The organism is Uliginosibacterium flavum (assembly GCF_040566545.1).
Taxonomy (GTDB): Bacteria; Pseudomonadota; Gammaproteobacteria; order Burkholderiales; family Rhodocyclaceae; genus Uliginosibacterium; species Uliginosibacterium flavum.
Genome location: NZ_JBEWZI010000014.1, coordinates 78,501 through 95,880, shown reverse-complemented (window position 1 = coordinate 95,880; position 17,380 = coordinate 78,501). Strand labels below are relative to the sequence as shown.

Here is a 17,380-nt window from a genome sequence, read left to right as displayed (position 1 = left end):
CGCCAAGGTCTGTTGTTTCATCATGGGCCGAATTTTACCGAACTCAACCCTATGACGGAGACTTGTTCAGCGTAGCCTTAGTGTGGTTCCCAGCACTCAGCACTTGTTTTTCCGACTTGTCATCGTCGACTCCAGTTGGGTTCTGAACTGTGGCCAGAGCTGGCTGACGGCTTCGAAGGCTTCCTGATCCGCGTTGGCTTCGAGGATGCCGGCCAGCTCGAGCAGGTGTTCGTCGCCAGTGTAGTAGGCGCCGCCGCGAATGCTGTGGAACTGGCGTGCCAGGGTGACGCGGTCTTTTGCTTCGAGAGCGGCTTCGATATCCACGATGCGTCTGGGCAGTTCAGCGTCGAACATGGCGCGCAGGTGCTGCATGAAATCACCTTTGCGGGCGCTGGGGGTATAGCGGCCTGCGCTGTTTTGAGCTGTGGTTTCGCGGGCGATGTAGGCGGCGAGCATAGTGTGCAGCTTGCGTTCGTCGATCGGCTTGGTCAGGAAGTCGTTCATGCCTGCTGCAAGATAAAGCTGGCGGTCTTCTTCGCTGACGTTGGCGGTCAGGGCGATGAGGGGAATGTGCGGGTTGCGCACGCGCTGAGCGCCATGGCCGCCGGACCGGATGGCGCGCGCGGCATCGCTGCCGTCCATGTGCGGCATGCGCCCATCCATGAGGACCAGATCGTAATCGCGCTGAGTCAGGGCGGCGATGGCTTCGAGGCCGTCTTCCACGATGTCGACGTGATGGCCCATCTCTTCAAGCAGGTTCTGGATGATCAGCTGGTTGGTGGGGGAGTCCTCCGCGCACAGGATGCGCAGTGAGCGGCCGTGGTGCTCGAGCGTGCCCGGTGTGGCTTGCACGACAGTCTTGCCGATCGGCATGGGCAGGACAAAGGTGAAGGTGCTGCCGACCCCGGGCGTGCTGCTGACGACGATCTTGCCGCCCATGGCTTCGACCAGTTGGCGGCAGATGGCCAGACCGAGGCCGGTGCCGCCGTATTTGCGCGTGGTCGAACTGTCGGCTTGCTGGAATTGCTGGAACAGGCGAGGGATGACCTCCGGGGCGATGCCGATGCCGGTGTCGGTTACGCTGAAGCGCACCGTGCATAGGTTTGGCGTGCTGATCACGTTTTCGACCCGTACCGTGATCGAGCCGCGTTCGGTAAATTTCATTGCATTGCTGACCAGGTTCATCAGCACCTGGCGGACACGTGTGGGGTCACCGCGCAGGCTTGCCGGCAGGCTGGCGTCAATATCCAGATTGAAGCTGACGCTGTGTGCCTGGGCGTGTTCGTTGAAAATCTGCAAGGATTCTTTGAGCGTGTCGCGCAGGTCGAATTCGATGTCCTCCAGCAGAAGTTGCCCGGCTTCTATTTTCGAGAAATCCAGAATGTCGTTAATGATGGCCAGCAGGTGTTCTGCGCTGGCCAGGCTGATCATCAGTTTGTCGCGCGCGCTGTCGCTCAGGATTTCCTTGCGAAGCGCCAGACGCAGCATGCCGATCACGCCGCCCAGCGGGGTGCGGATCTCGTGGCTCATGCTGGCGAGGAATACCGACTTGGCTTCGCTGGCGCGCGCGGCGCGCTCTTCCGCCTCGCGCCAGCTGGTAATGTTGAAGTTGGCGCCGATGATGACGGGTTGGCCGGCGGCGTCGATGCTGCTGCGTTTGGAAATCAGGCGGTAGGATTCGCGCCCGGTGACCGAGTGGCGGCGTTTTTCTTCTTTCAGGATGATTTCGCCTGCCAGCACTTGCTGGTCTTCGGCGTACACCATCTGTACGTGATCATCGCCGGAGCCGAACATTTCCGGGGTTGTACCGATCAGTTCGGCGGCTGGACGCTGCAGATCCTGCGCGAAGGCTTCGTTGACCATGACGTACTGGCTGTGCGCATCCTTGACGTACACCGGTTGCGGGATCACGTCGATGAGGCGCTGGGTGAAATTCTGAACCCGTTCGCGCAGTTCGCGTTCGCGCTGTAGAGCCAGCTGCAGGGCGCGCTCGGCCAGTTTCCAGCGGGTCAGGTCAAAGTGTGCGCCAACGATGACCGGGCGGCCCTCAGTGTCGATGGAGGGACGCTTGGAAACGATCCGGAAGACCTCTTCGCCGCTGATCGGGTGAGTGCTTTGCTGTTCCTTGTAGACCTCGCCACCCGCCAGCACGTCGGCATCTTCGCGGATTGATGTTTCGCGGGCCTCCGGGTCGTTGGAGAGCTCCCGCGCAGTCAGCCCCAGAACAGCCTCCTGCGTTTTGCCGCGCTCTTGCGCAAAGGCCGCATTGACAAGCAGGTAGCGGCCGCTCGCATCCTTGACGTAGATCGGGTCAGGAATCATGTCGAGGATGCGTTGGATGAAAACCTGGGTGTCGCGATGGAAGGATTTTTCACGCTCCACCGCCAGTTGCAGGTCACGTTCGGCCTTGCGCCAGGGGGTGACATCGAAATTCGCACCGACGATGACGGTGCGTCCTTCAGTGTCTTCGCAGGCACTCTTGCTGATGATGCGGAATCGTTCCTGCCCGGTATCCGGATGAGGGATGTGCTCTTCCTTGTATACCGACTCACCCGCCAGTACACGCGCGTCTTCGGCTTGCACGCGGTCCGAGGCGTCGAGCGTGGCCCAAGCCCGGCGGCTGAGCAGATCTTCCATCGAGCGGCCGCGTTCGCGCGCGAAGGCTTTATTGACCAGCAGGTAGAAACCATCCGGTTTGCGCACGTATACCGGGCTTGGGATGACGTCAATCAGGCGCTGGGTGAAGGCTTGCACATGTTCGCGTAGCTTGCGTTCGCGTTCGGCGGCATCGGCCAGCGCGTGCTGCACCTGCCGCAGTTCCGTGATGTCAAAGTGCGAGCCGACAATGGCTGGTTCGCCACTAGCGTCCAGACAAGTGCCTTTGGTAATGATCCGGAAAACTTCCTGGCCGGTAACAAAATGCTGCTTGTGCTCTTCTTTCCAGACGGGCTTGCCGGCCATGACGGCCAGATCTTCTTCGCGCTGCAGGCGGGTGGCTTCTGCATAGTTCGATGAGATGCCGTTGCTGCCGACCAGCGCTTCGCGGGACATGGCTTTGTCGCGCGCAAAGGCTTCATTCACCATCAGGTAGTGACTGTTGGCGTTCTTCAAATAGACCGGATGGGGAATCACATCCAGCACGCGCTGAAAGAAAGCGTGTGTGGCGGCGTGTGCCGTTTGCTCGGCCACGAGTGCCCGGAGTGTGCGTGGCAAGATCAGCATGCCGGGCAGCATACACAGCAGTGCGCAGGCGGGCAGAGCCAGCCACAGAGGCGGCGCTAGCCACAGCAGGCCTGCAACGCTGCCGGCGCTGCAGAGCAGCCATGTCAGAAGCGGGCGGAGGTGTCCCTTCATGTCACTGGAGTCTCTGTCCTTGGATGCCGCCGCGTCAGTGCGTGGCGGGCAGTGTTGTCGGTGGAGTGGCTGATATTCGCTCCAGTTTACGGCAAACCACGGGTTTTGCTTGATAGGGGAAGCCCTTGTTCATCCAGGCAGGTTGTACAGGCATTCGAACTGGCGTTTACTGGCGTGTCCGTACTGGCAGACGGGGCTTTGCGGCGCGCGATGCCTGCGTGCAAAAGCATGTTGAATGCGCTTCTTCAGGCTGGTGTGCAAGGGCGTCCTTTTTGTCATTTCCGCAATATCCGTCAAGTCACCATGCTGGCTTCCTGCGATCATGCAGGTCCACCTTGGGAGAAAGCCGTCATGCAAGCCTGTCGTTTCCGCCTCAGTAGCCTCGCCGCACTCGTATTCCTTGCTGCTTGCAGCAATACACCCAGCACGCCACAGCTTGTTGGCACCGTGCTAACTGGCGTTGCGACGCTGGAAGCTCCGCTGGCCGGAGCCAGGATCAGTGTGGCGGATGCCCGGGGCCTGATCAAGACCACCACGGCCGACGCGCAAGGCCGCTATGCCTTGGAGGTGAATGGCCTCGTGGCGCCGCTGATGATCTCGGCTGTGGAGGCGGGCAACACGAATTGCAATGACAGCGCCAAATTGTGGGCCAAGTGCATTGGTGCCTTGCTGGCCGAGGTGAAGCCGGATCGGCGGAACATCGCCAACGTGAATGCCTTGAGCGACCGTGCGCTCGGCAGTGTTGCCCAGACGCTCAAGCACAAAGGCCCGCAAGGCCTGATGGATGCCGGCACGACAGCCGGGATTGATCCAGCGCTAATCCGCAGCAAGACCGATGGCGGACGCAAAGCCGTGCAGCAGGCGCTGAAGGATGCCGGCGTGGTTGATGCAGAAAAATTCGATCCGGTAACAACTCCGATGCAGGCTGATGGCACCGGCGTGGATGCCGTGTTGCGGGTGTTGAGCCATAACCGGGGTTACGACAACGACACTGGTGTGCCCGGCGGTACGGCGATTCTGGATGCCGATTATTACTACGTCGGCAATGAGGAGCCGCTCAATCTGGCGCGTGCCCAGGCCGCGTTGGTCAAGGCCAAGGATCCGGCTTACACGCGCATTCTGATCGTCGGCGATTCCACGGCCAGCACTTACGAGTTGGAGCGCCTGCCGCGCATGGGCTGGGCGCAGGTTTTCGAAGATCAGTTCAAAGCGGATGCGAAGATCAAGGTGTTGAACAACGCCAAGTCGGGTCGCAGCTCGCGCAATTTCTACAATCAGGGCTACTTCCGCCAGATGATGCAGTACGTGCGCCCCGGTGATTACGTGATCATCCATCACGGCCATAACGACCAGAACTGCGATGCTGCCAAGCCCAAGCGCGGCGCGGCGGATGTGGCAAACATGTGCACGTATCCGAACGACGCTCAGGGCAAGAAGCAGTTCCCGGCTGGACAGCCGCAAATGTCCTTCCAGAACTCGCTGGAGGTGTATGTGAAGGAGGCGCGTGCCAAGGGCGCGATTCCAATCATCATGACGCCGACCACCCGTGTCTATAACGCGGCTCGCAAGGAAGGCTTTCCGGTCGTACCGAATCACTTCACCTCGGCCGGGCAGGGTAGCGGTGGTTACGCGTTTGTCGGCGATTACAGCCAGACCATCAAGGACACCGCCAAGGCCAACAAGCTGCCGCTGATCGATGTCGAGACTCAGACCATCGCCTTTGCCAACGCGCATCAGGCGGACTGGAAAAACTACTGGTTGGCCGTCGATCCGGTGAAGTTTCCCTGGTATGCAACGCAGTCCTCAGGCACTTTGAGCAAGCCGGATACCACCCATTTCCAGGAAGCCGGTGCCCGCGCCGTGGCCGGCATGGTCGCGCAAGGGATCAAGGATTCACCCGAGCTGGCAGCATTGGCGAAGATGCTGAAATAAGGCATGGCTGGAGAGCCCATCAGGACAAGGCTCTCCAGCATGCCTGTCTGTACAGGCCCGCAGGGTGCGGCTCTCCGGCCTATTGCTTGCTGATGTCCGGCAGCGGGCGCTGCGCGATGTGGGCGACGGTTTCCAGCGTTTTGCCGCGCCGGATCAGGCTGAGCTTGGCGAGCTGGCCGGGCGGTAGCCGGGCAACCGATTCGAGCACGCCGTGAGCATCCGTGATGGCTTGGCCGTCGATGGCGGTGAGTACGTCGCCGGGCAAGATGCCTGCCTGTTCGGCCGGGCTGTTACGCGCGATGCCGGCAATCAGCGCGCCCTTGGCGGGCAGCTTGAAGGCTTCGATCAGATCAGGCGTGATTTCCTGCACCTGCACGCCGATCCAGCCACGTGTGACGTGCCCGGTCTTGATGATCTGCTCCATCACGCTTTGGGCGGATGAGGCAGGAATGGCGAAGCCGATGCCTAGCGAGCCGCCGGAGCGCGAATAGATGGCGGTGTTGATGCCGACCAGCCGGCCATCGGTGTCTACCAATGCCCCGCCGGAGTTGCCGGGATTGATCGCCGCGTCGGTCTGGATGAAATTCTCGAAAGTATTGATGCCCAGCTGGGTGCGCCCCATCGCGCTGATGATGCCCATGGTGACGGTCTGCCCCACGCCAAAGGGATTGCCGATGGCCAATGCCACATCGCCTACGTGAGCCGTGTCAGCGGGGGCGAAATTGATGGCGGGCAATTTGGCCCGGCTATCGATGCGCAGCACCGCCAGATCGGTTTCCGGATCGCGGCCGACGATGCGGGCGGGGAATTTCTTGCCGTCGTTCAGCGCCACTTCGATGGCGTCGGCACCTTCGATGACGTGATTATTGGTCAGGATGTAACCATCGGTGCTGACCAGCACGCCGGAGCCGAGGCCAGAGCTGCGCTGGGCGGGCGCTTGCCCCTGATTGCCGAAAAAGTGCTTGAAGAAGGGATCGTTGAGCAGCGGATGCTGGGGCGCAGCGATTTCCTTGCTCGTGAAAACATGCACCACGGCCGGCAGCGCGCGCTGGGCCGCCGCCGCATAGCTACCCGGAGAGGCTTGCTGTACGCCACTCTCGGGCAGTGGGCGAGTGCTTTCCAGGTTTGCAAGGGGCGTGGGCAGCAATTGAGTGCGCGGCAGCCATTCCGGCTTGAAGGTGACGATCACGAACAGCACGGCGAGTGCCATCGTGACGGTTTGAGCGAAGATCAGCCACAGACGTTGCATAATTCCTCGTTAGTCGGGTCTTTACCCATCATGAATTCAAAAAGGAGCATCCAGTGCAGCGCGCGCAATTACAGACTTGCCTTGAGGAACTGCTGGAGTGCGGCCGCTTCAGTGATTATTGCCCAAACGGTTTGCAGGTGGAAGGCCGTGCCGAAATCAGGCGCGTGGTGTGTGGGGTGTCGGCCAGTCGCGCCTTGATCGAACGCGCCATTGAAATGCAGGCCGATGCCATCATCGTGCATCACGGCTGGTTCTGGCGCGGCGAGGATGTACGGGTGACCGGCATCAGGCGCCGGCGCCTGGGGATGCTGCTGGCCCATGATATCAATCTGTTCGGTTATCACCTGCCACTGGACGCCCACCCGACGTTGGGCAACAACGCACAGCTGGCGCGGGTGCTGGGCTGGCAGGTGGATGAGCCCTGCCGCGAACAGCCGCTGGTCTTGCTGGGGAAGTTGCCGCATGCCATGCCGGCCGGTGAGGTGATGCGTTCGGTGGCGGCGCGGCTGGCACGCGAGCCCCTGCTGATTGGCGATGCGGAGCGTGAAGTCAAGCGCGTGGCCTGGTGCAGCGGTGGGGCGCAGGGCTACTTCGAGCAGGCGATTGCGGCTGGCGTCGATCTGTTCCTGTCCGGCGAAATTTCAGAGCAGACGGTACATCTGGCCCGCGAGAGCGGCGTGGCCTATCTGGCGGCCGGCCATCATGCGACCGAGCGCTACGGCATTCACGCCCTGGCCGCGTATCTGACTGAGCAGTACGGGCTGGAAGCCGAGTTCGTGGATATCGATAACCCGGTCTGATTCAGTCAGGGTCAGATCGAATCGGTGTCCTTGATGAAACTGCCGTCTTCACTGATGTCGTCCAGATTCAGGTGCAGGGTTTTGCTCAGGTTCGTCATGTCCAGTTCGAAGTCGAGCTGGTGCAGGCTGGTCGTGTTTGAAAATGCCGGCGCTGCGCTTGCCAATGGTGCTGGCTGACGAGGCTGTTGAGGCATTTGCACGGTGGCCTGCAGATCTGGCTGTGTCGGAAATTCAGTTGCGATTGGCGCTACGTTGAGAGCTGTGCTGACATGGGTATGGGTGGCAGGTGGTGTTACGGTCTCGGCAAGCGGGTCAGGACGGTAAGCGCCAATCTGGCTTTCCAGCACGCCCAGTAGCATCAGGATTTCATCCACAATGGCTAACGGGAAGCCTTGGCGGGAGCCTTGGCGATTGTCACGTAACAGCCCATGCAGATAGATCTGGCACTCGCGTTTGCCCCAAAGCTCATCCAGTCGGGCCAGAATGTGCGGCATGCTTTCGAGCGATTCGGGGGCCTGGCGTGCGGCATCAAAGGCGTCCCAGCCGACTGATTTGACGTTGAAGGTCTTGTTCAGTTGAGTCGTCAGGGCGTCAAACTCGACCCGCATGTCGGCGGCGCGATACACCTCCAGCAGCTTGATCCAGGGCTTGACGGCCTGCTTCGGATTGCTGCGGATGAAGTCGGCAAGTGTCTGTGCTGCGCCATGAACACGGCCGAAGGACATCATGATTTCGGCCAGCTCGATGGCGGAGTCGTGTTCTTCGGCGTCGTCATCGACAATTTGCAGCAGCGACACCGGTCCCAGCCCGGAGGCGGTGAAATGCCCCAGCGCGCCTTCCATGGCGTTCATCGAGCGTGGGGTGGTTTTTGGTGCGTGACCCTCTTCATCCGGCCAGATGTCGGCCTCGGAAATGGGATCAATCAGATGTTCGGCAACGTCTTCGCCATCCACGTGATTGGCGGACTGAGGCTGTTCGCTGTCCATCAGCTGCTTGCTGCGACGGCGGCGTCCAAGCCAGAGCAGGGCGCTCAGGCCGGCGGCGATGCTCAGCAATCCACCGAGGATGAAGGCGTTCGAGGCATACCATGGTGAGAGCGGCTCGCTGCTTGCCTCTTGGCGAGGTGCGCTTGCAGCGGCTTGCTGCGCGAGGCTCTCCAGAGGAGGGCTGGCCTGGATCGTCAGCGGGTTGGAGGTTTCCTGGGGCGCGCTTTGCTGGGCGAGGTCCGCCTGTAATTCGCTTTCCAGGCGGGTTGCCTCCTGTTTGAGTTGCGCTTGCATGGCCTCGAGCTGACGCAGGCGCTCTTTCAGTTCGATCTGGGTGGCGATTTTTTCGTCCAGCGAGGCGATCAACTGCATCTCTGTACGGAGTCGCGTGCGCTGATCGTCGTTCAATTCCTTGTGCTGCCCGATGGTGGTGGACATGCGCAGTGAGCCTTCGCTGCCGCCGGAGATGAACAGGCGGTCGCGCGCGATGGGCGTCTCGGCCTTGCGGCGTTGTGGCGCGGGGCTGGCAATTACGGGTTCAGAGCGCAAGACCGGGCTGATGCTGCGCTCGGGCAAGGCGGCTAGAGCGGGGGCGGGCAAGGGCGGGAGTTCAAGTTCGATGCCCGCCGGCAGTGGCGAGCGCGAGGCGGTATTGCCACTCAGGCGAGTTGCGTTCTGACGCAGGATGCTGAGGGCGAACTGGCGCTGGGCCTGGCGGTCACCCGGCACCACGCGTTCGGCAATCGTACGTGCCGAGTCGCCGGCCTGGACTTTCCAATTTTGCCCCGGTGTCGGGACTAGCGAGTTAATGGATTCTTTGGCGGCGACAGTACTGATTGTGCTGGTGGCTGGCAGACTGCTTTCGTCGGCGTTGGGTGGGTTGAGCAGCAGCGTGTAATCGCGTCGCAGGCCCATGCCACATTCAACGCGCAGTCCCAGCATGATGGCTGGGTGGCTGGTAGGGCGGGCGGTAACTACCAGCAAGGCGCCACGCGGCCCGGATTCAAACGTCAGGCGAGCATTGCTGCTGAGCCAGGGTGTGTCATCGCTGTAGCCCGAGGGTGCGCCGACGACCCGGATGCAGCTGAGCTCGATGCGATCAGCGTCACCGGCCTGCATCGGGATCTCGATCCGCAGTGGGCCACCAATACGGCTGGATGTGGTGGCGGTACCCAGCCCCATCGCGAGAGCTGGTTGTGCGACAAGGATGTTGCCCAAACCAGCTACGAGGCTGGCGAGCAATAATTTGCGCATGCAGGGTGGCGTGAATGACTGAGTGCGGTCAGCAGGCATGGAGGCGTGTGTTTGAACCTGTCTCATATGTTCGTCATTTTAATTCTTGTCGCGTGGTTTTAATACAAGGCATGTCCGTAAAACCAGTCAGAACCGTGTCGCAGTCGAGGTTTCTGCTGTAAAAGTATTTGGTGTTTTTGGTGTTGTTTTGCATGAAAACGTCAAATTCAGGAATACCTTTAGAACTGCGGTTTTGGCGCGTTCCGGCATGGATGTATTTCGGTGTCGCGTGTAAGGGAATGTCGCCTGAAGTGTTTTTCAGTGTTTCGGGTTAAAATCCGCGTACCCTGCAGAGATACACGTGCCCTGATTGTCTTCGACTTGTGCGTTTGACAACGGAGGCCGTGAGCCCGGGGTTCCGTCGTGCGCATCAATCCATAGACGACTCAATCCGTGCCACTGCGATCCGGGTTCCGGAAGCATGGCTCGAAACAAGGGCAAAAAAATGAAGATCCATGAGTACCAAGCAAAAGAAATCCTGCGTAAATATGGCGTAGTCACCCCCCGTGGCATTCCGTGTTTCAGCGTGGATGAAGCAGTCAAAGCTGCTGATGATCTCGGCGGTTCCATCTGGGTTGTCAAAGCTCAGATTCACGCCGGTGGGCGTGGCAAGGGCGGTGGCGTGAAGCTGGCGCGTTCCAAGGATGAGGTGCGCAAGGTTGCATCCGAAATCCTCGGCATGCAGCTGATTACGCACCAGACCAGTCCTGAGGGCCAGAAGGTTCGTCGCCTGATGGTTGAAGAAGGCGCCGACATCAAGAAGGAATACTACGTTGCGGCACTGACCGACCGTGCGACCCAGAAGGTGGCCATGATGGCTTCCTCCGAAGGCGGCATGGATATCGAGGAAGTTGCGCACAGTACGCCGGAAAAAATCATCAAGGTGTTCATCGATCCGGCCACCGGCCTGACCGACGCACAAGGCCTAGAACTGGCCAATGGCATTGGCGTGCCGGCTGCGTCGACGGCGATGGCCATCGATACTTTCCGCAAGCTCTACACCTGCTACATGGAAACCGATGCTTCGCTGGCGGAAATCAACCCGCTGATTCTCGAAGGCAACGGCAACATCAAGGCGCTGGATGCAAAGTTCAACTTCGATCCGAACGCACTGTTCCGTCATCCGGACATCGTTGAGTACCGCGATCTGGATGAAGAAGATCCGGCTGAAATCGAAGCCTCCAAGTTTGATCTGGCCTACATCTCGCTAGACGGCAATATCGGCTGTCTGGTGAACGGCGCTGGTCTGGCCATGGCGACGATGGATACGATCAAGCTGTTCGGCGCCGAGCCGGCCAACTTCCTCGATGTTGGTGGCGGTGCCACGACCGAGAAGGTGACCGAAGCCTTCAAGATCATGCTCAAGAACCCGGCTGTGAAGGGGATTCTGGTCAATATCTTCGGCGGCATCATGAAGTGCGACACCATCGCCAATGGCGTGGTGACCGCTGCGCGTGAAGTGCATCTGACCGTGCCGCTGGTGGTGCGCATGAAGGGTACCAACGAGGATCTGGGCAAGAAGATCTTGGCTGAATCCGGCCTGCCCATCATCACTGCCGACACCATGGCAGATGCCGCCCAGAAGATTGTTGCCGCCGTGGCAAATAAGTAAGCCACAGGCCAGGAGCTCACAAAATATGTCTATTCTCATCAATAAAGATACCAAGGTCATTACCCAGGGCATTACCGGGAAGACCGGCCAGTTCCACACTGAAAAGTGTCAGGAATACGCAAACGGCGTGAATTGTTTTGTTGCCGGCGTGAATCCGAAGAAGGCGGGCGAGTCAATCTTCAATATTCCGATCTATGGTTCGGTGAAAGAAGCTGCTTCCGAGACTGGTGCAACCGTTTCCGTGATCTACGTGCCGCCGGCAGGCGCTGCCGCTGCGATCTGGGAAGCCGTTGAGGCTGATCTGGATCTGGCGATCTGCATCACCGAAGGCATTCCTGTGCGTGACATGCTTGAAGTGCGTAACCGCATGAAGGCCAAGGAAGCTGCCGGTGGCAAACGCACCCTGTTGCTGGGGCCGAACTGTCCGGGTCTGATTACGCCGGATGAGATCAAGATCGGCATCATGCCAGGTCATATTCACCGCGCTGGCCGTATTGGTGTCGTCTCGCGTTCAGGCACCCTGACCTATGAAGCGGTTGCTCAGCTGACCGAAATCGGCCTGGGCCAGTCTTCGGCAGTCGGCATCGGCGGCGATCCGATTAACGGGCTGAAGCACATCGATGTGATGCGCATGTTCAATGAGGATCCGGATACGGATGCAGTCATCATGATCGGCGAAATCGGCGGTCCGGACGAAGCCGAAGCTGCGCTGTGGTGCAAGGCCAACATGAAGAAGCCGATTGTTGGCTTCATCGCGGGTGTAACTGCGCCAGCCGGTAAGCGCATGGGTCATGCCGGAGCCTTGATTTCCGGTGGCGCTGACACTGCTGACGCCAAGTTAGCCATTATGGAAGAGTGCGGTTTCAAGGTGACGCGTAACCCGTCCGAAATGGCCAAGCTGCTCAAAGCCATGCTCTGATCAAGGTGTTTTTATGCAAAAGGCCGCCTTGGCGGCCTTTTGTTTTTGTAGAGGGATTTTTCTTCGTCAGCGCGTCTTGGCGACTCAGGTCAAATCAGGGCTTGCTGCCTGAGGTAAGCTCGGCATCTGTTTTGTTTTCAGGGATTTGAACGTATGGAGCTGTTTTTGCAGGCGGAATTCTGGCTGGCGGTTGGTCAGATCATCATGATTGACGTCCTGCTGGGTGGGGACAATGCCGTCGTTATTGCTTTGGCGTGCCGCCAGCTCTCTCCGGCGTTGCGTACAAAAGGAATAGTGTGGGGTACGGTCGGCGCAATTGTCTTGCGTGTGATCTTGATTTTCTTTGCGCTGACGTTGCTGAAAATTTCTTTTCTGAAGTTGATTGGTGCTGTGTTGCTGATCTGGATCGGCGTCAAATTGCTCATGCCGGAGGGCGATGATGAGCATGGCAACATCCAGGCGAGTGATCGTCTCTGGTCAGCCGTAAAAACTGTGATCGTGGCTGATTTTGTGATGAGTCTGGATAATGTGATTGCCATTGCTGGTGCCGCAGAAGGGGCTGGCGGCGATCACAAGATGCCCTTGGTTATTTTTGGTTTGTTGGTGAGTATTCCGATTATCGTGTGGGGCAGCCAGTTGGTGATCAAGCTGATGGAACGCTTTCCTGCCGTGATCCTGATTGGCGGCATGCTGCTGGGCTGGATTGCAGGTCATATGGCAGTCAGCGATCCTGTGCTGATGCCTTGGACGGCTGACGCTGCGGGTGAGCTTGTTCCGGCAGTGAAATATGCTGCCAGCGCAGGGGGGGCAATATTGGTCTGGGTCTTGGGCAAGTATTTGGGTCGAGGCAAGTCGAAGGTTGGTCAGGCAGACGTCTAAGCGGAGATTCATGCGGTCCAGGCTATCTATCTGGTGGAAACTGATATGCCAGGCTTGCTTGAAATGCCCTTGCCGGGCGGGTCATTGAGGCTGCGTATGCAGCGCTGGCGCTTGAAACGGGTGTTTGGTGGATAAGCGCTGTGCGGACGGATGTGCTGCCGGGGTGCCAGGATCTCCTTGTTGGCTCGCACGGCTTGGCAATGCAGGATGTCGCGTTTGCCGCCGAGATGCTGGATCGCGTGAAATCTGCCGGAATCGGTCAGCCAATGCCATACTGACAGCCTGGCAGAGCTGAAAAACTGCAAGAGGAAACGATGGCAAAACTTATTCTGAGCATGGATGGTCTGGTGTTGAAGGAGATCCCGCTTGTCAAGGAGCGGACCAGCATCGGGCGTAAACCGAATAACGATATCCAGATCGATAATCTGGCGATCAGCGGTGAGCATGCCGTAATCGTAGCAATTCTCAACGACGCCTTTCTGGAAGATCTGAACAGCACCAACGGCACCTACGTGAATGGTCAGTCGGTCAAGAAACACGTGCTCAAGGATAACGATGTCGTTGAACTGGGCAAGTACAGGATAAAATTTCTCAAGGACGCGCCGGACATGCGTGCCAGCGATACCTTCGAGAAGGCTTTTGTGATGACGCCCGATGCGGCCAATCTGGGCGCTAGCCCGCGCGCGCATACCGAAACGATGGTGGGTTTTGGCGCCGAAGCTTCGGTGACCAGTGAGTGGAAGGCGCCGATCGACGCTGCGAGCACTGGCGCTGACGAGCCCATGGGGATGGTGCAAATCATCAGCGGACGCAATGCCGGGCGTGAGCTCGAACTTTCCAAATCATTGACCACGCTGGGCAAGCCCGGCGTGCAGGTCGCCGTGATTACCCGCCGGCCGCATGGTTACTTCATCACCCATGTGGAAGGAGATTCCTTTCCTGTGCTCAATGGCAAACAGCTGGATGCCCAGGCTCATCTCCTCGGTGATCACGATGTAATCGAAATTGCCGGCGTGAAGATGGAGTTCTATCTGCGCAGCAGCGATACCCCCGGCGCCTAGCGACTGGACTTCAACCTCATGAAAGTAAGGGTGCTTGGCTGCAGTGGGGGAATTGGTGGGGGAGCACGCACCACCTCACTGCTCGTCGATGAAGACATTCTGCTCGACTGTGGCACCGGCGTTGGGGATCTGGCGTTTGAAGAGCTTCTGCGCATTGATCATGTCTTTCTGACGCACTCGCATCTTGATCACATTGCGCTGTTGCCGATGCTGGTTGATACCGTCGGCGATCTGCGAGAGCAGCCTTTGATCGTCCATGCCGCAGAGGACACCCTGCGTATCCTGCGCGCGCATATCTTCAATTGGCTGGTGTGGCCTGACTTTACCGTAATCCCTGATCGTATTCGGCCGATGTTGCGCATGCAGCCGGTGGAGGTAGGGGGAATCGTGCATCTGGGGGCGCGGCGCATCCAGGTTTTGCCAGCTTTGCATTCTGTGCCAGCAGTCGGGTATTGCCTTGATTGCGGCGGGGATAAGTTGGCATTCAGTGGCGATACGACGGTGTGCGACAAGCAGGTCGAGGCGCTCAACGGCCTGGAAAGGCTGCGTTACCTGTTGATCGAAGCCGCCTTGCCGGATGAGCACCAGGGTCTGGCGCACGCCGCACGCCACCTGTCGCCAAGCATGTTGCATAGCGTATTGGATCGCCTGACCGGTGATCCGGAGATCTTCGTCACGCACTTCAAACCCGGCTACGCAGAAACACTGGAGCACGAGGTGCAGGCTTACCAGGGACGTCTGCGTCCACAGGTACTCTTGAACGGACAGTGTTTCCATATCTAGGCTGAGGGTCTGTCGCTAGTCATTCGTTTGTTGCTTGAATGATCGTCAGCGGACCCTGAGCTTCATCTGGAGATGGCACATGAGCACGACTCCTTCCCGTCATGGTTCTGCTTTGGCACGCCGCCTGGCCTTTTTCAAGGGCTTGCAGAGCCTGAATACCCGGATTCACGATACCTCGAATATTGACGAGATCATATTCGAGGTCTCTGCTGAAGTCTGCGCCCTGTTTGGTGCCGAGCGCATGACCATCTATGTCGTGGATGAATCAGGCAATACCCTCAGCTCGCGCGTCAAGACCGGCCTGCACGTCGCCAAGAGCATCCGGCTGCCGATTTCCGACAAGAGTATTGCGGGTTTCTGTGCTTTGCACCGGCGCATGCTCAATATCCACAACGTTTACGATGAAAACGAGCTGCGGCAGATTTCCGCCAGCATCGAATTCCGGCGTGAGGTGGATGAGCGCAGCGGCTTTCATTGCAAGCAGATGCTGGTTGCGCCGCTGGTGCATCCTGAGGGCAGTCGCCTGCTTGGCGTGATTCAGTTGATGAATACCCTGGATGGTGATGCGTTCTCCTCGGTAGAAGAAGAGGGCGTATTGGCCCTGGCGCAGACCTTGGCGATTGCGTTTGCGCAGCGTCTGCAGACCTCAGTGCCGCTGCGCTCGAAATACCATCAACTGGTGCTCAAGGGGCGCCTGTCGGACAAGGAGCTCGACCAGTCTGCCGAAGATGCACGCAATCGCAAGATTACCCAGGAAAGCGTGCTGGCTGATGATCGCAAGATCGCTTTGGCAGATATCGGTGCGGCCATGTCGGCTTTCTATGGCGTGCCGTATGAGCCGTTCAAGCCAGAGCGCATCAAGCCGATGGATCTGCTGCGCAACATCAAGCGTGAATATGCCATCCAGAATGGCTGGCTGCCGCTGGAGGAGACGCAGGAGGGTGTTGTCATCCTCGCCGTCGATCCCGAGCATGTCATGGGCTCGCGCGTCGTTCTCAATGTGTTCCAGAATGCCAAGTTGATTTATCGCGTCAGCACGCGTGCCGAGTTCGATCAGACCGTTGCCCAGTATTTCGACCAGAGTCTGGATGATCTGAGCGTCGGCGACATTCTTTCCGACCTGAACGAGGGGGACGAAGCTTCATCGAGTAACGATGAGCTCAGCGCGGCTTCGGACAACGAATTGGTCAAGCTGGTCAATCGCATCATCGTGGATGCGCATCGTCAGGGCGCTTCCGATATCCATATCGAACCGCGCCCCGGCAAGGAAAAGATGCTCGTGCGCTTTCGCAAGGATGGCCTGCTGGTGCCGTATGTCGAGGTGCCCGCGATCTATCGCAACCCGATGGTGGCACGTATCAAGATCATGTGCGATCTGGATATTTCGGAGCGCCGCAAGCCGCAGGATGGCAAGATCAAGTTTCGTAAATACGGGCCGCTGGATATCGAACTGCGCGTGGCCACGATTCCCACGGCAGGCAGCATGGAAGACGTGGTGATGCGCCTGCTCACGCAGGGTGAACCGATTCCCATCGAGAAGCTGGCTCTGTCTGATTACAACCTCAAGCGCCTGACGGCCACGGTGACCAAGCCCTACGGCCTGTTCTTTGTCTGTGGTCCAACCGGCTCTGGCAAGACGACCACCCTGCATTCGATCCTCAAGTACATCAATCGGCCTGAAACCAAGATCTGGACCGCCGAAGACCCGGTCGAAATCACCCAGCGCGGTCTGCGTCAGGTGCAGGTCAACCGCAAGGCCGGGCTGGATTTTCCGACTGTGATGCGCGCCTTTTTGCGTGCCGATCCGGACGTCATCATGGTCGGCGAAATGCGCGATGCCGAAACAGTGCAGGTCGGCATCGAAGCTTCGCTTACCGGCCACATGGTGTTCTCCACCTTGCACACCAACAGCGCGCCGGAGTCGGTCGTACGCCTGCTCGACATGGGCATGGATCCCTTCAATTTTGCCGACGCCTTGCTGGGTGTGCTGGCGCAGCGTCTGGCGCGGCGCCTGTGTAAACACTGTCGCGCGCCGGAGGTGGCCAGTGACGAAGAAATCACCGCGATCCTCGACGAATATTGCGAGGATCTGCGCAAGACGCAGCAGTTCCGCGACAACCCCTCCGAAGCGCGTAACGAGATTCTGGCCGACTGGCATGAGCGCTTTGCCGACGCGAACGGGCGTTTCGTACTGTATCGCCCTGCTGGTTGCCCTGAATGCAGCCAGAGCGGCTATCGGGGGCGGATCGGCCTGCACGAACTGATGCTGGGTTCGGATGCGATCCGGCGTCAGGTGCAGATTCGTGCGCTGGTTTCCGATCTGCTCGTCACTGCGCTCGAAGAAGGTATGCGCACGCTGCGCCAGGACGGCATCGAAAAGGTGCTGAGTGGCGACACTGACATGGCGCAAGTGCGCCGGGTGTGTATTCGTTAGAGATTGCTTGCAGAGCCGCACTGGGCAGGCATCTGCAGCATGCCATGCTGTAGATCCAATCCTGCTGCACTTGAGCGC

Annotated in this window: 12 protein-coding genes; 8 read left to right on the top strand and 4 right to left on the bottom strand. The window is 59.1% G+C overall.

What is annotated here, in order from left to right; all coding sequences use genetic code 11:
• Positions 1–96 precede the first annotated feature (96 nt).
• On the bottom strand, positions 97–3,354 hold the full coding sequence (locus tag ABXR19_RS13720; protein ID WP_354601707.1) for a PAS domain-containing hybrid sensor histidine kinase/response regulator: 3,258 nt from the start codon (positions 3,352–3,354) through the stop codon (positions 97–99).
• A 129-nt stretch (positions 3,355–3,483) separates the two neighbouring features.
• Positions 3,484–3,678, bottom strand: coding sequence for a hypothetical protein (locus ABXR19_RS13715; protein ID WP_354601706.1), 195 nt, complete (start codon positions 3,676–3,678; stop codon positions 3,484–3,486).
• 27 nt (positions 3,679–3,705) lie between these two features.
• On the opposite strand from ABXR19_RS13715, the gene ABXR19_RS13710 reads away from it, so the two are divergent.
• Positions 3,706–5,286 carry a GDSL-type esterase/lipase family protein gene (locus ABXR19_RS13710; protein WP_354601705.1) on the top strand — a complete coding sequence of 527 codons (1,581 nt, stop codon included), beginning with the start codon at positions 3,706–3,708 and terminating at the stop codon, positions 5,284–5,286.
• Positions 5,287–5,365: 79 nt separating this feature from the next.
• Here ABXR19_RS13710 and ABXR19_RS13705 read toward each other — a convergent pair whose 3' ends face one another.
• A complete protein-coding gene (locus ABXR19_RS13705) occupies positions 5,366–6,535 on the bottom strand; it encodes a trypsin-like peptidase domain-containing protein (protein ID WP_354601704.1) in 1,170 nt (389 codons plus the stop codon).
• 53 nt (positions 6,536–6,588) lie between these two features.
• On the opposite strand from ABXR19_RS13705, the gene ABXR19_RS13700 reads away from it, so the two are divergent.
• Positions 6,589–7,335 carry a Nif3-like dinuclear metal center hexameric protein gene (locus ABXR19_RS13700; protein WP_354601703.1) on the top strand — a complete coding sequence of 249 codons (747 nt, stop codon included), beginning with the start codon at positions 6,589–6,591 and terminating at the stop codon, positions 7,333–7,335.
• Positions 7,336–7,346: 11 nt separating this feature from the next.
• Here the strand turns inward: ABXR19_RS13700 and ABXR19_RS13695 are convergent, their stop codons facing one another.
• Positions 7,347–9,575: a type IV pilus assembly protein FimV gene (locus ABXR19_RS13695; protein WP_354601702.1), complete on the bottom strand. Its 2,229-nt coding sequence runs from the start codon at positions 9,573–9,575 to the stop codon at positions 7,347–7,349.
• A gap of 484 nt (positions 9,576–10,059) precedes the next feature.
• Here ABXR19_RS13695 and sucC point away from each other — a divergent pair, with 484 nt between their 5' ends.
• The 6 genes from sucC to ABXR19_RS13665 all read left to right on the top strand — a co-directional run bounded on the left by sucC (position 10,060) and on the right by ABXR19_RS13665 (position 17,302).
• Positions 10,060–11,226, top strand: a complete 1,167-nt coding sequence (gene sucC / locus ABXR19_RS13690; RefSeq protein ID WP_354601701.1) for an ADP-forming succinate--CoA ligase subunit beta — start codon at positions 10,060–10,062, stop codon at positions 11,224–11,226.
• A gap of 25 nt (positions 11,227–11,251) precedes the next feature.
• Entirely contained in the window at positions 11,252–12,145 is an 894-nt protein-coding gene (sucD, locus tag ABXR19_RS13685) for a succinate--CoA ligase subunit alpha (RefSeq protein ID WP_354601700.1), read from the top strand.
• Between the two features lie 153 nt (positions 12,146–12,298).
• Complete coding sequence (locus ABXR19_RS13680) at positions 12,299–13,024, top strand: TerC family protein (RefSeq protein WP_354601699.1); 726 nt, start codon at positions 12,299–12,301, stop codon at positions 13,022–13,024.
• Between the two features lie 314 nt (positions 13,025–13,338).
• Entirely contained in the window at positions 13,339–14,085 is a 747-nt protein-coding gene (locus ABXR19_RS13675) for an FHA domain-containing protein (RefSeq protein ID WP_354601698.1), read from the top strand.
• Positions 14,086–14,103: 18 nt separating this feature from the next.
• Positions 14,104–14,868, top strand: a complete 765-nt coding sequence (locus ABXR19_RS13670) for a 3',5'-cyclic-nucleotide phosphodiesterase (protein ID WP_354601697.1) — start codon at positions 14,104–14,106, stop codon at positions 14,866–14,868.
• A gap of 79 nt (positions 14,869–14,947) precedes the next feature.
• On the top strand, positions 14,948–17,302 hold the full coding sequence (locus ABXR19_RS13665) for a GspE/PulE family protein (protein ID WP_354601696.1): 2,355 nt from the start codon (positions 14,948–14,950) through the stop codon (positions 17,300–17,302).
• Positions 17,303–17,380 lie beyond the last annotated feature (78 nt).

Coding starts and splice junctions, on each gene's coding strand:
- ABXR19_RS13720 (WP_354601707.1), bottom strand. CDS start 3,354: ATGAAGGGACACCTCCGCCCGCTTCTGACATGGCTGCTCTGCAGCGCC.
- ABXR19_RS13715 (WP_354601706.1), bottom strand. CDS start 3,678: ATGATCGCAGGAAGCCAGCATGGTGACTTGACGGATATTGCGGAAATG.
- ABXR19_RS13710 (WP_354601705.1), top strand. CDS start 3,706: ATGCAAGCCTGTCGTTTCCGCCTCAGTAGCCTCGCCGCACTCGTATTC.
- ABXR19_RS13705 (WP_354601704.1), bottom strand. CDS start 6,535: ATGCAACGTCTGTGGCTGATCTTCGCTCAAACCGTCACGATGGCACTC.
- ABXR19_RS13695 (WP_354601702.1), bottom strand. CDS start 9,575: ATGCGCAAATTATTGCTCGCCAGCCTCGTAGCTGGTTTGGGCAACATC.
- sucC (WP_354601701.1), top strand. CDS start 10,060: ATGAAGATCCATGAGTACCAAGCAAAAGAAATCCTGCGTAAATATGGC.
- sucD (WP_354601700.1), top strand. CDS start 11,252: ATGTCTATTCTCATCAATAAAGATACCAAGGTCATTACCCAGGGCATT.
- ABXR19_RS13680 (WP_354601699.1), top strand. CDS start 12,299: ATGGAGCTGTTTTTGCAGGCGGAATTCTGGCTGGCGGTTGGTCAGATC.
- ABXR19_RS13675 (WP_354601698.1), top strand. CDS start 13,339: ATGGCAAAACTTATTCTGAGCATGGATGGTCTGGTGTTGAAGGAGATC.
- ABXR19_RS13670 (WP_354601697.1), top strand. CDS start 14,104: ATGAAAGTAAGGGTGCTTGGCTGCAGTGGGGGAATTGGTGGGGGAGCA.
- ABXR19_RS13665 (WP_354601696.1), top strand. CDS start 14,948: ATGAGCACGACTCCTTCCCGTCATGGTTCTGCTTTGGCACGCCGCCTG.